General features: G+C 69.5%; 14 protein-coding genes. 4 read left to right on the top strand and 10 right to left on the bottom strand.

From position 1 onward, the window contains the following. Positions 1–98 precede the first annotated feature (98 nt). Positions 99–644 carry a PadR family transcriptional regulator gene (locus FEK34_RS07255; protein ID WP_138447106.1) on the bottom strand — a complete coding sequence of 182 codons (546 nt, stop codon included), beginning with the start codon at positions 642–644 and terminating at the stop codon, positions 99–101. A gap of 46 nt (positions 645–690) precedes the next feature. Between FEK34_RS07255 and FEK34_RS07250 the strand changes: the two genes are divergently transcribed. Beyond that, the gene (locus FEK34_RS07250; protein WP_138447105.1) at positions 691–1,251 is read left to right on the top strand and encodes a peptide deformylase; all 561 of its coding nucleotides are present in this window, start codon (positions 691–693) and stop codon (positions 1,249–1,251) included. Positions 1,252–1,406: 155 nt separating this feature from the next. Here the strand turns inward: FEK34_RS07250 and FEK34_RS07245 are convergent, their stop codons facing one another. The 6 genes from FEK34_RS07245 to FEK34_RS07220 form a co-directional block, all read right to left on the bottom strand. After that, entirely contained in the window at positions 1,407–1,568 is a 162-nt protein-coding gene (locus FEK34_RS07245) for a hypothetical protein (protein WP_212748720.1), read from the bottom strand. A 31-nt stretch (positions 1,569–1,599) separates the two neighbouring features. Beyond that, positions 1,600–2,889 carry an MFS transporter gene (locus tag FEK34_RS07240; RefSeq protein WP_138447104.1) on the bottom strand — a complete coding sequence of 430 codons (1,290 nt, stop codon included), beginning with the start codon at positions 2,887–2,889 and terminating at the stop codon, positions 1,600–1,602. 8 nt (positions 2,890–2,897) lie between these two features. After that, positions 2,898–5,009, bottom strand: a complete 2,112-nt coding sequence (gene ligA, locus FEK34_RS07235) for an NAD-dependent DNA ligase LigA (protein WP_138447506.1) — start codon at positions 5,007–5,009, stop codon at positions 2,898–2,900. Between the two features lie 174 nt (positions 5,010–5,183). Next, a complete protein-coding gene (locus FEK34_RS07230) occupies positions 5,184–6,227 on the bottom strand; it encodes a methionine synthase (protein WP_171048080.1) in 1,044 nt (347 codons plus the stop codon). Positions 6,228–6,297: 70 nt separating this feature from the next. Then, entirely contained in the window at positions 6,298–7,398 is a 1,101-nt protein-coding gene (gene mnmA, locus FEK34_RS07225; protein WP_138447103.1) for a tRNA 2-thiouridine(34) synthase MnmA, read from the bottom strand. Beyond that, the gene (locus FEK34_RS07220; RefSeq protein ID WP_138447102.1) at positions 7,398–8,624 is read right to left on the bottom strand and encodes a cysteine desulfurase family protein; all 1,227 of its coding nucleotides are present in this window, start codon (positions 8,622–8,624) and stop codon (positions 7,398–7,400) included. The genes mnmA and FEK34_RS07220 overlap by 1 nt, the downstream gene beginning before the upstream one ends. A gap of 229 nt (positions 8,625–8,853) precedes the next feature. On the opposite strand from FEK34_RS07220, the gene FEK34_RS07215 reads away from it, so the two are divergent. The 3 genes from FEK34_RS07215 (at position 8,854) to FEK34_RS07205 (ending at position 11,064) form a co-directional block, all read left to right on the top strand. After that, positions 8,854–9,213 (top strand): hypothetical protein, encoded by a 360-nt coding sequence (locus FEK34_RS07215; RefSeq protein ID WP_138447101.1) that lies wholly within the window; start codon positions 8,854–8,856, stop codon positions 9,211–9,213. Between the two features lie 88 nt (positions 9,214–9,301). Further along, positions 9,302–9,886: a TetR/AcrR family transcriptional regulator gene (locus FEK34_RS07210; protein ID WP_138447100.1), complete on the top strand. Its 585-nt coding sequence runs from the start codon at positions 9,302–9,304 to the stop codon at positions 9,884–9,886. Further along, positions 9,883–11,064, top strand: a complete 1,182-nt coding sequence (locus FEK34_RS07205; protein ID WP_138447099.1) for an NADH:flavin oxidoreductase — start codon at positions 9,883–9,885, stop codon at positions 11,062–11,064. The genes FEK34_RS07210 and FEK34_RS07205 overlap by 4 nt, the downstream gene beginning before the upstream one ends. A 317-nt stretch (positions 11,065–11,381) precedes the next feature. Here FEK34_RS07205 and FEK34_RS07200 read toward each other — a convergent pair whose 3' ends face one another. From FEK34_RS07200 to FEK34_RS07190, 3 genes are all read right to left on the bottom strand, one after another. Continuing rightward, positions 11,382–12,374, bottom strand: coding sequence for a lysophospholipid acyltransferase family protein (locus FEK34_RS07200; RefSeq protein ID WP_138447098.1), 993 nt, complete (start codon positions 12,372–12,374; stop codon positions 11,382–11,384). Between the two features lie 6 nt (positions 12,375–12,380). After that, on the bottom strand, positions 12,381–13,208 hold the full coding sequence (locus tag FEK34_RS07195) for a GNAT family N-acetyltransferase (protein ID WP_138447097.1): 828 nt from the start codon (positions 13,206–13,208) through the stop codon (positions 12,381–12,383). Between the two features lie 199 nt (positions 13,209–13,407). Next, positions 13,408–14,712, bottom strand: coding sequence for an NAD(P)/FAD-dependent oxidoreductase (locus tag FEK34_RS07190; protein WP_138447096.1), 1,305 nt, complete (start codon positions 14,710–14,712; stop codon positions 13,408–13,410).

Genomic DNA, 14,712 nt, shown 5'->3' with positions numbered 1-14,712 from the left:
CGACGCGGCGGCCGCCGGCGGGCGTCGAAGCACCAATACGGAGTTCCTCGAACCCGGGTCTCGGATCGGCAGGCCGGGTGCGGGCCCGAAGGCGGCGATCAGTGCGGCTGGTCGAGCTTGTCCAGGTCTGCCAAGACTTTTTCGTGCCAGTCGATCTCGCTGCGGATGCGCATGCGGGCGTGCTCGGCGATGAGGTCGTCGGCCGCGCTCTGATCCGGCCAGCGGCGGTCGAGGAGGTGTTCGATATGCGAGGCGCGAGCCTTCAGGGCTGCGATGCGGTCTTCGAGATAGCCGCGCAGCAACTCCCGGTCGAGATCGGCGCTGACGGCCAGGGCGAGATCGACCGGGTCGGGCCGGATATCGATCTCGGTGAACGCTTCATCGCGGAGCGCGCGCAGCTCCCGCAAGCCCTCGTCGGTGACCTCGTAGACGGTGCGGGCCGGTAGGGCCCCGGGCTGCTCGGTGCGCAGCGCGCGGATCAGGCCCTCGTCGGCCATCCGGTGCAGCGCGCTGTAGAGCGAGCCGGGTTTGACCCGCGACCACAGGTCGGCGCGGTCGAGCCGGGCATCGCGACGCAGTTGGTGGCCGTGCATGGGTCCGCGTTTGGCCAGGGCGGCCAGGACGAACAGCCGAGTCTCGTTCACGAAGCCAGTCTGCCACGAGTACTCGGTTTTGAGTACTCTGCGATGTATGACTGTGCGACCCATCCTCATCGCGGGCGATCCCCGGCTGACCACACCCGCCACCCCGGTCACCGTGTTCGACGACGAACTGCGCGCGTTCATCGACGACCTGTTCGAGACCAATACCGCGGCCAACGGCGCCGGTCTCGCCGCGAACCAGGTCGGCGATCCACGCGCGGTGTTCGTCTACGACCTGGTCGACGAGGGCGTCCATCACCGCGGACATGTGATCAACCCGGTTCTGGAAACCTCCGCGCTGCCCGAGACCATGCCCGACCCCGACGACGACCTCGAAGGCTGTCTGTCGGTCCCCGGCGAATGGTTCCCCACCGGCCGCGCCGGGTACGCGAAGGTCAGCGGCGTCGACGTCGCGGGCAATCCGATCACCGTCGAAGCAACCACCGCCTACCTGGCCCGCTGCTTCCAGCACGAAACAGATCACCTCGGCGGTCATCTCTACCTCGATCGCCTGATCGGGCGTAACCAGCGCGCCGCGCGCCGGATGATCAAGGCCAACAAGTGGACCGAGCCCGGCCGTTCATGGCTGCCGTCTGAGCAGGTCCGCTGAGATTCTCGCTCGCACATCGGCTGGAACCGCGCGCCTCATTCGGAGTGGCAGGCAGGCGGAAACGGCCACTGCCGCCGGGTGATCTGGTCCGGGAACGGCAGATGGTCGTACCGCCGATACTGCGATCCGCGCCGATACTCCGCTCCAGCAGCGGACTACACGACATTTCCCGGTCCGTGCCCCTGCGCGGTCGGCATGTAACGCCAGGGAAGCAGTAGCGAACTCGCGACGACGACGATCGCGGCGACAGCGGCGGCGAACCGAAGTCCGGCCGCGGCCGCGAGCAGGCCGCCGACGGCGATGAACACCGGCCGCATACATCGCGGAGTGGCGGTACCGAGGCAGGACTCACCCCGCCGAGCCGCGTGCCGCGCAGTCGGGGCCGGGTCGCATCCGACCCCAGGGCAGCAGCAGTGAACTCGCGACGATGATGGTCGCGGCGACACCGATCGCGAACCGGAGCCCGGCAGCGGCGGCGAGCAATCCACCGGCGGCGATGAACAGCGGCTGCGCGCATTTTGAGCTGATCGACCAAGCGGTGCCGACTCGCGCCATGTGCCCGTCGGCGGTGTTGTTCATGCGGAAGGTGATGAACACCGGGTTGAATACGCCCGCACAGAACAGCAGCAGTGTTTCGGTGGCGATGATGACGACCAGGCCGATCGTGTTCGGCCCCGCGAGCAGCAGCGGCGCGAGCCAGCAGGTACGCAGAACGCCGAACCCGAGCAGCACGGCACGCTCCCCGAACGCACCCACAAGTTTCGGCGCGCACACCGACCCGATCAACCCGCCCAGGCACGGCAATCCGAGCGAGAGCGCGTATTGCCAAGGCGCGAAACCCAGTTCGCGCAGCATGAGCAGCGCCATCAGCGGTGTGGTCATCAGGATGGTCCCACCGAAGACCATCGCATTCCAGAACAGGCGGTGCAGCGCGGGATGTCCGAAGATATAGGACCAACCGCTGCGCAGGTCGGCCAGGCGTGCCCGTTCCGGGCGACGTCCGGGCGGATCCGGTTCGGGGGTGCGGATGCTGCGGATTCCGACGGCGGCAAGCAGATAGCTGACGGCGTCGATGAGCACGGTGAGGGTGAGGCCGAAGGTCGCGATGAGCGCACCGCCGACCGGAGCACCGAGGGTGGAGGCGGTCCAGAACGTCGTCTCGAAGCGGCTGTTGGCGGTGATTCGCTGATGCTGCGGCACAAGCGATTTCAGATGGGCACCGTTGGCCGCGTTGAAGACGATCGCGCACACCGTCTGCACCGCGACGACCACGCACAGCTGCGCGTAGGTGAGCACACCTAGCCAGGCGGCCGCGGGCACACTGGCCAATGCGGCGAAGACGAGCAGGTCCGCCCACACCATGATCGGGCGTTTGCGATGGAATTCGATGAACGGGCCCATCGGCAAGGCGATGGCCGCGCTCGCGACACCCGCCATGGCCGCCATCAGCGACACCTGGAGATTCGAGGCCCCGAGCACCAGGATCGCCACCATCGGAAGCGCGCCCGCACCGAACGCGCTACCTATCTGACTGACGGTGAATGCGCCCCACAGCCGGTAGAAATCCGGTGCGAGCCGGTCGGCCGGTGCCGTGACAGCGCCGATCGACCGGCCTCGCTGATCGAGTTGTCCCCCCATTCCGTGTGCTACTCGGCGGGCGTTTCGATCTCACTCGGGGCGGGGCGGACCGCGTCCGGACCTGATTCCAGCAGGGTGCGGAAACCGTCTTCGTCGAGGATGGGGACGCCCAGTTCCTCGGCCTTGGCGGCCTTGGAGCCGGGGGAATCGCCGACTACCACGAAGGCCGTCTTCTTCGACACCGAGCCGGCGGCCTTACCGCCGCGCACCATGATCGCTTCTTTGGCGCCGTCGCGGGAAAAGCCTTCCAGCGAACCGGTGACGACGATGGACAGGCCCTCCAGATTGCGTTCGATGGATTCGTCGCGTTCGTCTTCCATCCGCACTCCGGCGGCCCGCCATTTGTCGACGATGGCGCGATGCCAGTCGACGGTGAACCATTGCGCGACCGCGACGGCGATGGTGGGGCCGACGCCGTCGGTGGCCGACAACTCCTCGACCGAGGCCTGGCTGATGCGCTCGAGGCTGCCGAATTCGGCGGCGAGCGCGCGGGCGGCGGTGGGGCCGACGTGGCGGATGGACAGCCCGACCAGCACCCGCCACAGCGGGCGGTTCTTGGCCGCGGAGAGATTGTCGAGCAGCCGGCGCCCGTTGGTGGACAGCGTGCCGTTCTTGTTGACGAACAGCGAGGTGGTGAGCAGACGCTCCTCGGTGAGATCGAACAGGTCGCCCTCGTCGGTGATGGCTCCGGATTTGAGCAGGTCGACGGCCGCTTCGTAGCCGAGCGCCTCGATATCGAAGGCGCCGCGCCCGGCCATATGGAACACCCGCTCCCGCAGCTGCGCCGGGCAGTACTGCTGGTTCGGGCAGCGGATATCGGCGTCGCCTTCCTTTTCCGGTGCGAGTTCGGTGCCGCATTCGGGACAGTGGGTGGGCATCACGAAGGCGCGTTCGTCGCCGGTGCGGGCGTCGACCACTGGGCCGAGCACCTCGGGGATCACATCGCCCGCCTTGCGGATGGTGACGGTGTCGCCGATGAGCACACCCTTGCGCTGCACCTCCGAGGCGTTGTGCAGGGTCGCCATCGCGACGGTCGACCCGGCGATGGTCACCGGCGCCATCACCGCGAACGGGGTGACCCGGCCGGTGCGGCCGACATTGACCTGGATATCGAGCAGCTTGGTGGTGGCCTCTTCGGGCGGATATTTGTACGCGATCGCCCAGCGCGGGGCCCGCGAGGTGGAGCCGAGGCGGCGCTGCAACGCCATCTCGTCGACCTTGACCACGAGGCCGTCGATCTCGTGCTCGATATCGTGGCGGTGCTCACCCCAGTACGCCACCCGTTCCAGCACCGCATCGACGCCCTGCACCAGCTTGGTGTGCGTGGACACCGGAAGCCCCCAGGCGGCCAGCGCGTTGTAGGCCTCGTGCTGGGAGCTGGGCGTGTACCCCTCGATGCGGCCGAAGCCGTGGCAGATCATCCGCAGCCGCCGCCGCGCGGTGACCGAGGGGTCCTTCTGGCGCAGCGAACCGGCGGCGGTATTGCGCGGATTCGCGTACGGCGGTTTGCCTTCGGCGACGATGGCGGCATTGAGGGTCTCGAAATCCTCGAGCCGGAAATACACCTCGCCGCGTACCTCGAGCAGATCCGGTACCGGGTAGTCGGGGTGCGGGGTGAGTTCGCCCGGAATGTCGTCGATGGTGCGGGCATTGAGGGTGACGTCCTCACCGGTGCGGCCGTCGCCGCGGGTGGCGCCGCGCACCAGCCTGCCCTTCTCGTAGACCAGGTTCAGCGCGACACCGTCGATCTTCACCTCGCACAGGTAGTGCAGGCCCGACCCCGTCTCGGCCTCCACGCGCGCGGCCCAGGAGCGCAGCTCGTCGAAATCGAACGCATTGTCCAGCGACAACATGCGTTCGAGATGGTCGACCGCGGTGAAATCGGTGGCGAAACCGCCGCCCACCAGCTGGGTCGGCGAATCGGGTGTGCGCAGATCCGGATGCGCCTCCTCCATGGCCAGCAGCCGCTGGAACAGCGCGTCGAATTCGCCGTCGGAGATGATCGGAGCGTCACGCACGTAGTAGCGGAACTGGTGCTCGCGCACCTCGTCGGCCAGCCGCTGCCATTCCTGGCGCTGCTGCGAGCTCGCGGACTCGGCAGCCGGCGCGGCGGCATCCATGGCTGGCACGGTCTCCTCGGGCGCTGAGGTGGCGGGGCTTCCGGTGTCACTCACGAGTCGAACATTAGCCGAGCCCACCGACAATTCCCGCTACGTTCGCGCACGTCCACGCGCTGCCGACGCCGCGAATCGGCCTCGTTTCCGGCCATGCGAGCGGCTTCGGCGCGATCCCGCCTAACCCTCGAACGTCAGCGACTCCGGTTCGTCGGCGTAGGCGGTGGCGACGTCGCGGGCCAGGGCCAACGCGCGCCTGGCCCAGTCCAGCGGCGCGGTTGCCAGCCCGCAGGCCGGCGACACCAGGATCTGGTCGGCGAGGGTGCGCCGGGGGAAGCCGAGCCGGTCGATCAGCCGCACGCCCGGTTCGGCGATCTCGCGCCAGCCGGGCGGCGTGGGCGGCGCGCTGGTCGGGACCAGGCCGAGCACGAGCTGTTTGCCGCCGTCGAGGAATTCGCCGACGGCATCGAGTTCGGCGGTCGCGATGGTGGTCAGATCGAAGCCGACGGCGGTGGCCGCGCAGCGCCGCAGCAACGGCAGGGCCGGCGGGACGGCGCAGGTGTGGATCAGCACCGGGACGCCCTGCGCACCGATGACGTCGTCGAGCAGCGCGAGCGCTTCCGGCTCCGGCAGTGCGCGCACAGTGTTGAGCACGCTGGCACCGCGCAGCGATCCGTTCAGCACGGCGGTCAGATCGGGTTCGTCCAGTTGCAGCACGACCTCGGCGTCGAGGCGTTTGCCCACCTCGGCCACGTGCTGGGCCAGGCCCTCGGCCAGCGAGGCGGACAGATCGCGCAGGGCGCCCGAATCGGTGAGCGCGCGGTGCCCGGACCGCAATTCGACCTCGGCGGCCAGCGTGAGCGGGCCGACGGCCTGCACCTTCACCGCGCGACCCGAGCCGCGCAGGCCCGCGATCTCCCAGGCTTCGTCGAGCGCGTCGATATCGGTGCGCAGCAGATCCGTGGCGCGGCGCGAGGTCGCGCCCGGCCGGTCCGCGAGCCGGTAACCGCGGGGTGTGGTGTCGAACCGCAGGTCGACCAGCAGTGCCGAGGCCCGGCCGATCATGTCGGCGCCCACCCCGCGGGCGGGCAGCTCGATCAGGTGCGGCAGACCTGGCAGTTCGCCGACCGATATGGCGGCGGCCTCGCGCGGGTCTGTGCCCGGCCACGAGCCGACCGCGGTGGCGATCCCGGCCGGCAGGCCGCCTCGCGTTTCAGTGCTCACAGTTCACCCTCATCGACGACATCGCAGCTCACGACAACCAGTCCCGGCCCGCGGGCGAAGACGGTATCGATCACCGATGCGCGCCGGACGCAACCGCGCGCGCGGTCGCGGCGATGGTGCCGCTGCCGATCACCCGATCGCCGTCGGCGTCGGGCTGATACAGCACCGCGGCCTGGCCGCGGGCGACACCCGTGAGCGGCTCACGCAGCCGCACCGTCAGGCCGGAACCGGTGGCCTCGGCGACCGCGGGGGCGGTGCCGCCGTGCGCGCGCACCTGCACCACGCACTCGATCGGCCCGTCCGGCGCCGAACCCGAAGTCCAGATCGCGCGGTCGGCCTCGATCGTCCAGACCTGCAACTCCTCGGCCGAACCGACCGTCACGGTGCCCGAATCGGGGTCGATCCCGGTGACGTAGCGCGGCTTGCCGTCGGCGGCCGGGCCGGGCAGCCCGAGGCCCTTGCGCTGGCCGATGGTGAAGCCGTGCACACCGTCGTGGGTGGCCAGCTCGGTGCCGTCGGAATCGACGACGGCGCCGGGCCGGATACCGATCTTGGCGCCGAGGAACGCGCGGGTATCGCCGGAGGGGATGAAGCAGATGTCGTGGCTGTCGGGCTTGTTCGCGACGGCCAGTCCGCGTTCGGCGGCCTCCGCGCGGATCTGCGGCTTCGGAGTGTCGCCGACCGGGAACATCGCACGCGACAGCTGCTCGGCGGTCAGCACGGCCAGCACATAGGACTGGTCCTTGTCGGCGTCCACCGCGCGGCGCAGCACGCCGTCGGACAGGCGCGCGTAGTGGCCGGTGACGACGGCGTCGAAACCGAGGGCGATCGCGCGATCGGCGAGTGCGGAGAACTTGATCTTCTCGTTGCAGCGCAGGCACGGGTTCGGGGTCTCCCCCGCCGCGTAGGCCGCGACGAAATCGTCGATGACGTCTTCCTTGAAGCGGTCGGCGAAATCCCAGACGTAGAAGGGGATACCGAGCACATCCGCGGCCCGGCGGGCGTCACCGGCGTCTTCCTTGGAGCAGCAGCCCCTGGAACCGGTGCGCAGCGTGCCCGGTGTGGCCGACAGCGCCAGATGGACGCCGACCACCTCGTGGCCGGCGTCGACGGCGCGCGCGGCGGCCACCGCCGAATCCACACCACCGCTCATCGCGGCGAGTACTCGCATCAGAGGCCTCCCTTCGCACCGGCCAGGCCCGCGGCCCTGGCTCGTTCGACGACTTGCGGCAGCACTTCCAGCAGCGCGTGCACATCGGCGCCGGTACTGGTGTGCCCCAGCGAAAAACGCAATGACCCGCGCGCCTGCCACGGCTCGACGCCCATCGCGATCAGCACGTGACTCGGCGAGGCGACCCCCGCATTGCAGGCCGAGCCGGTGGAGCATTCGATGCCGGCGGCGTCGAGCAGCATCAGCAGCGAATCGCCCTCGCAACCGGCGAAGGTGAAGTGCGCGTTACCCGCGAGCCTGCGCTCGTCGTGCGGGCCGTTCAGCACGGCGTCGGGGATCAGCCGCTGCACGCCCGCGATCAGCTCGTCCCGCAAGCGCGCCAATTCGACGGTGCGCGTGGGCAATTCGGTGACGGCCGCGTGCAGCGCGGCGGCAAGACCGACCGCACCGGCCACATCGACCGTGCCCGACCGCAGGTCCCGCTCGTGCCCGCCGCCGTGCAGCAGCGGCACACACGGCACCTGCCTGCCCAGCAGCAGCACGCCGACCCCGTGCGGCCCGCCGACCTTGTGCCCGGCGAAACTCGCCGCCGCCAGCCCGCTGGCACCGAAGTCGATCGGCACCTGGCCCGCCGCCTGCACCGCGTCGCTGTGCATGGGCACTCCGAATTCGTTTGCCACCGCGGCGAGTTCGGCGATCGGCTGGATCGTGCCGACCTCGTTGTTGGCCCACATCACGCTCACCAGCGCGACCTCGTCGGCATGCGCGGTCAGCTCCGCGCGCAGCGCGGTCACCGACACCACACCGTCGGCGTCGACGGGCAACCACGTCACCCGGGCGCCCTCGTGCTGTTCCAGCCACTCGACCGTATCGACCACCGCATGGTGCTCGACCGCGCTCGCGATGAGGCGGGTGCGGCGCGGATCCTCATCGCGGCGAGCCCAGTAGATCCCCTTGACCGCGAGATTGTCGCTCTCGGTACCGCCGGCGGTGAAGATCACCTCCGACGGCCGCGCGCCGAGGTCGGCGGCGATCGATTCGCGCGCCTCCTCCACCCGCCGCCGCGCCGCCCGCCCCGATCCGTGCAGTGACGACGCGTTCCCGACCAGGCCGAGCGCAGCCGTCATCGCCTCGATGGCGGCAGGAACCATGGGTGTGGTCGCCGCATGATCGAGGTAGACCGTCGTGGGCGCAGCGTTGACCGGACCCGGGAAACCCGACTTCATGACCAGTAAAGGATAGCCGTCACCGGCATGCGGTTATTCCCGGCCGCTCGACGCCGGACTCGGGTGAGCCGGGCCACCGCATCGAATCCAGATCGTGTACCTATTGATCGTACCGTTATTTATCGGTACATTACTCGTCGATAGATGGTTGCGGCTCGGCCGATCGGGCCAGCGATCACCACCGCCGGGCCGTTCCCGCTCGGCGACCGTATCGAACGAGGTAAATCCGATGAGCCGAAACACTCACCTGAACAGCCGTACCCGGCGCGCGCTCGCCCGCGTCGCAGTGGCCTCCGCCCTGGTCCTCGCGCCGGTCACCGCGCTCGCGGTGCCCGCGTTCGCCGCACCCGTTGCGCTGGAACCGGCCGACGGACTCGACGCCGTCGAACGGCCCGGTCACGGGCGTCATGGTCACGGACACGGACACGGTCGGGGCCACGGGCACGGTGGGCATGGGAGCTGGAATCGCGGTCACGACCATGATCACGACTGGGACCGGGATCGCGGTCGGCACGGCAGGCACGACTGGGATCGCGGGCATCACGGTCGCGGGCACTTCCCGTTGCCTTCCACCGGTAGCGCGTTCTGATCCCGCCGTTCACCAGCGGTCCCGCCTGCACCGAGCATCGTTCAATCAATGCTTGAATCACTGATTGAACCGTGCTCTACTCGGTGTCATGAGTCGAGTCGACACCGACACCCGGGAGCGGCTGCTCTCGGCCGCCGAGCGCCTGCTGCTCGAGTCGGGCTATGAGCGGGTATCCATTCGCGCGGTGTGCGCCGCGGCGGAGGTGAATCCGGCCGCGGTGCACTACCACTTCGGGTCGAAACAGGCGCTGGTGGCAGCGCTGTTGCAGAGCAGGCTGGGCCCGCTGTGGGAGGCGTCGCTGGACGATCTGGCCGGGCGCGCGGCCACGGTGGCCGAATGCGTGGACGCGGTGATCGACCCGTTGGTGCGGCTGGCCGATGATCCGATCGGCCGGCTGCACATCCGGCTGCTCGCGCGGCTGGTACTGAGTCGCCAGGACATCGCCTGGACCGCACGGTGGTTCACCCTCGACCCGTTCGCCGACCTGCTGCGTCAGCGGTATCCGGCGCTGTCCGCGCAGGAGGCGCGGGCCCGCTGGATGCTGGCCTTCGACCTCGTTCTCGGCCAGTTCGGTTCGCCGCTGGCCGAGGATCGCGATCTGTCCCCGCAAGCGGTCGCCACCCTGCGGGCGTTCGTGACCGCGGGCCTGTGTGCACCGGCAGAGGCGCGATGACCACGGTGTTCGCCCCCGCCCGGCTCGGTCCGATCACCCTGCGCAACAGGGTGATCAAGGCGGCGACCTTCGAGGGACGCACGCCGGACGCGCTCGTGACCGACGATCTGATCGACTACCACCGCGCACCTGCCGCGGGCGGCGTCGGGATGACGACGGTCGCCTACTGTGCCGTCTCCCCCGAGGGCCGCACCGACCGGCACCAGATCTGGATGCGGCCGGAGGCGGTGCCGGGCCTGCGCAGGCTCACCGACGCCATCCACGCCGAGGGCGCGGCCGCGAGCGCGCAGATCGGGCATGCGGGTCCGGTCGCCAATGCCGCGTCCAACCGCCTGCCCGCGCTCGCGCCGGGGCGGATGTTCAGTCCGCTCGGCATGGCGCGCACGGTGCGCCCGGACGCGGCCGAATTGCGGCGCGTGGTGCGCGCCTTCGCCGATGCCGCCCGCACCGCCGAGGAATCCGGATTCGACGCCGTCGAACTGCATTTCGGGCACAACTACCTGATCAGCTCCTTCTTCAGCCCGCTGCTCAACCGCCGCCGCGACGCGTACGGCGGCAGCCTCGTCAACCGCGCACGGCTGGCGCGCGAGGTCGCCGAAGCGGTGCGCGAGGCGGTCGGCGGACGGATCGCGGTGCTGGCGAAACTGAACATGGACGACGGTGTGGTCGGCGGGCTGCGCCTCGAGGAGAGTTTGCAGATCGGGCGCTGGCTCGAGGAGGACGGCACCCTCGACGCTCTGGAGCTCACCATCGGCAGCTCGCTGCTCAACCCGATGTACCTGTTCCACGGCGACGCCCCACGCATGGAGTTCGCGAAGGCCTTCCCCGGTGCGATGAGCTGGGGCATGCGACTGGGCGGACGATTCTTCCTGCGCGAATACCCCTATCGCGAGGCCTACATGCTGGATATGGCGCGCCAGTTCCGGTACGAGCTGAAGCTGCCGCTGGTCCTGCTGGGTGGCATCGCCAATGCCGAGACGATGCAGCGGGCGATGGATGAGGGATTCGAGTTCGTCGCGATGGCGCGGGCCCTGCTGCGTCAACCGGATCTGATGCTGCGGATTCAGCAGGACGCGAACACGCCGTCGCTGTGCACGCACTGCAACAAGTGCATGCCGTCGATTTTCAGCCGGACCACCTGCGTGCTGACCGGGCCGGACCTGCCTGCGTCGAGATGAATCACCTACTGGCGGTTATCAACTGACCAAGCATCGGCCGCACCGCACCTTCTCGGCTGGCACCCGGTCGATCCTGGCTTCAGCGTTGGCCCACCAATACCACCCGCCGCCTGAACCAGCTGCGTGCCGATCCCATTGCGTCGCCTCCGCGCCGGTGTGGCCTGATGCGTCCCCTGCCGGGTAGCCTGCTGCCTGCCGGCGCCACAGCGTGTCTGTGACGGTCTCCCCGGCGAGTCCACTGCACCCTCCCGCAACGGCGTTCATCTGCTGCGCCCTCGCGCCTCGCGCGCCTGCCGCTTCAGCACGACGTGCGCCCGCTATACCCCCATGTCAGCGTGCGCCCGCTCCGTCCGCGCGACAGCGTCGGCCAAGTGCGAGGTCGCCGCCGCGAGGGCCGAGCGCGCGCCATCCGACAGCTCCGGTGCGCGCATCAACTCTTCGCACCGCCGCGCGAGTTCGCGCCGGTCGGTACCGGGCTGCTGGACCGGCTCGAGCACGACCTCGGCGACGATGCCGCGCGAGCGCAGGATGCGCCGCGCCGAGGTAGCGAAGGTGTCGTCGCCGACGAAACCCGTTGCGGTGCATGGCTCCCCGTGCGCGTCGAGGTAGCGCAACCGGATCGGCTGGACCGGCGTGCCGGTGTCGACGGCAGCCTGGAACAGCGCGGGGCGCAGCTTTCCGTAGGCGCGCCCACACCACGTGGTGCCCTCCGGGAAGGCCGCGACCCGTTCTCCCGCGGCGAGACGTTCGGAGATCTGCGCGACCACGCCCGGTAGTGCCCGCAATCGCTCACGTTCGATGGGAATGATCCGCATCAGCTGGGCCAGCTTGCCGAGCATCGGCCAATCGATCAGATCGGCCCGCGCGACAAAGCTCAGCGGCTGGACAGCGGCCAGCACCACGACATCGGACCAGCCGATATGTCCGGCGACCACCAGGACGCCTTGCCCAGGCGCCGCATAACGTGCCTCGCGCCCCGCGTCGGGCGCCTGCGCTCGGCCCGGCGATGAGCGATCCACCGCGACAGCTCCCGGCACTGCCGCCGCGCCCCGGTTGTCGATCACGCGAAGCTCGATACCGCAGCTGCGCAGTACTGCGCGCGCGTACTCGCGCTGCAACCGCTCCCGGCGCCCGGCGGCGGTGAGCATATGCGCGGCCGGATAGCTGGCCAGCAGTCCGGCCAATCGAAGGGCGCGGCCCACCACCCGGGCCGTACCCGCGGCGTCGACCGGCTGGACACAGCCCGTGCTACAGGGACTGATCGGCATCCAGGAGTGCGCGGCGGTCGCGGGCGGAGCGTCGAAGACCATGACCGCTCACCGCCCGCTGTCGAATCCGGCGGCGGCGCCCTGCAACCGCTCCAGGTACCGGGTGTTGATGGTGTCGAGGCCGAGCAGCGCGACGAAGTCGGCGACCGCGAAATCGGGATCGTGGGCCGGTTCACCGCAGATCTCGGCGCCGAGGCGCAGATAGCCGCGCAGCAGCGGCGGCAGCTTGGGGCGCGCGGGCGGGGTGAGCTCGTCGAGCGACTTGCCGTCGACCACGACCGGGCGGTACGGGTCCACCCGGCGTTCGGGATCGCAGGCGTGGCGGCCGAGCAGCAGGTCACGCACGCCGCGCACGTTCACGCCGGCCGGGTCCTCCGGGGTGTCGCGCATCGGCACCGACACGCAGCCCATCACCCATTCGTATCCGGTGAGCTGGATGTAGTGCAGGATGCCCGCCCACATGAGGGTCAGCACCGAGCCGTTGCGGTGGTCGGGCACCACGCAGGCGCGGCCCATTTCCACGATCCGGTGGCCGGTGGGATCGAGGCGGGTGAGGTCGAACTCAGTGGCGGTGTAGTAGCCACCGGCGGCGGCGACCTTGTCCGGCGGCAGCATCCGGTAGCAGCCGACGAACTGTTCGGTCAGCTCGTCGCGGACCAGTAGATGATCGCAGTGCTCGTCGAAGCGGTCGGCGTCGAGACCGGTTCCGTCATCGGGTATCTCGAAGCCGGGTTCGGCGGCGAAGACGTCGTAACGCAGGCGCTGGGCGGCCGTGCGGTGCTCGGCATCGGAGGAGACGACCAGTGCATACCGGGACCGTTCCACCCCGGTGTCCGTCGGTCGAGCCGGGGCTGTCAACACGGACGTAATAGTCATAGCCGTTATGAGGCCAGCCGCAGACTGCGCCGGGGCGTCCGCCGAGTGTCGCGTGTATGCCCGTTCGGTGAACGAGACGGCCGTCACACCCGGTGTTCACCGCGACGTCGGCGGGCGTTCCCTGCGACGTCGGCCGCACACAACCGATCGCGTTGTCCCGCTGCGGGACAACGCGATCGTGGCACGGTATAGAGCCTGGTCAGGCGGCTATGGGTGGCTGTTGCCCGGCGGCGGGGCGGCCCCTGTCGATCTCGGCGAATCCGGGGCGGCCGTTGCCGGTGAAGGCGACCAGCCAGCCCATCACCGCCATGAACCGGTTGCGGAAGCCGACCAGGTAGAACAGGTGCACCGCCAGCCACATGTACCAGGCGATCAGGCCCTTGAACTTGATCTTGTCGCTCACCTTGGCGATGGCGCTGCGCCGGCGGATGACCGCCATGCTGCCCTTGTCCCAGTACTCGAACTCGGTGCCGGGCAGCTTCTTGCGGCGGATGATGTCGGCGGCGTGCCTGCCCTCCTGCATGGCGACCGGCGACTGGCCCGGGTAGCCCTTCAGCGAGGTCATATCGCCGATGGCGTAGATGTCGGCGTAACCGCCGACGGTCAGGTCCGGGTTGATCAGCAGTCGTCCGGCGCGGTCGGTCTCGGCGCCGGTGGCCTCGGCGAGGATCTTGGTGAAACCGCTGGCCTGCACACCGGCCGACCAGACGACGGTCTCCGCGGCGATCCGGTGCTCGACGCCCTGCTTGTCCTTGACGGTCGCCTTGCCGGGTTCGATATCGGTGACGAAGGTGCCGAGCAGCACCTCGACCCCGCCCTTGGTCAGCGACTGCTTCGCGTACTCCGACAGCCCGCCACCGAACGGGGGCAGCACCTCACCGGCACCCTCGACCAGGGTGACCGACACGTCCTGGTGGTAGTAGCGCTTGGCGAGTTCGGCCAGCTGGCCCGCCACCTCGACACCCGTCGCACCCGCTCCGACGACGACGAAGCTGAGCAGCCGTTCGCGGGTCTCCCTGTCGGCATGCTTGGCCTGGGTGAAGACATGGTCGATCTGGGCGCGCAGCCGCTTGGCGTCGTCGATGGTCTTGAGCGCGAAGGTCTTCTCGGCGAAATCGTCGCGACCGAAATACGACTGGTTGGCGCCGGTGGCGGCGATCAGCGAGCCGTAACGGATGCGGCGCGGGCCATCGGCGGTCTCGTAGACGAGTTCGGCGGCGTCGGGATCGATGGCGGTGACCTTACCCAGCCGGACATCGCCCTTCTCGTGCCTGCGCAGAATCGAGGCGATGGGCGGCGCGATCTCGTCGGCGGCCAGCACGCCGGTGGCGACCTGGTACAGCAGCGGCTGGAACAGATGTTCCGGCGTGCTCGAGATCAGCACATAGGGCACCCCCGATTTGGCCAGCTGCTTGGCGGCGGCCAGGCCACCGAAGCCCGATCCGACGATGACGACTTCGACGAACTCCGGTTCCGCGGCCCGTACGGCTTCCGTATTACGCAT

The sequence above is a fragment of the Nocardia cyriacigeorgica genome (assembly GCF_005863245.1).
GTDB classification, from domain to species: Bacteria; Actinomycetota; Actinomycetes; order Mycobacteriales; family Mycobacteriaceae; genus Nocardia; species Nocardia cyriacigeorgica_C.
This window is presented reverse-complemented; position numbering and strand designations above follow the sequence as displayed.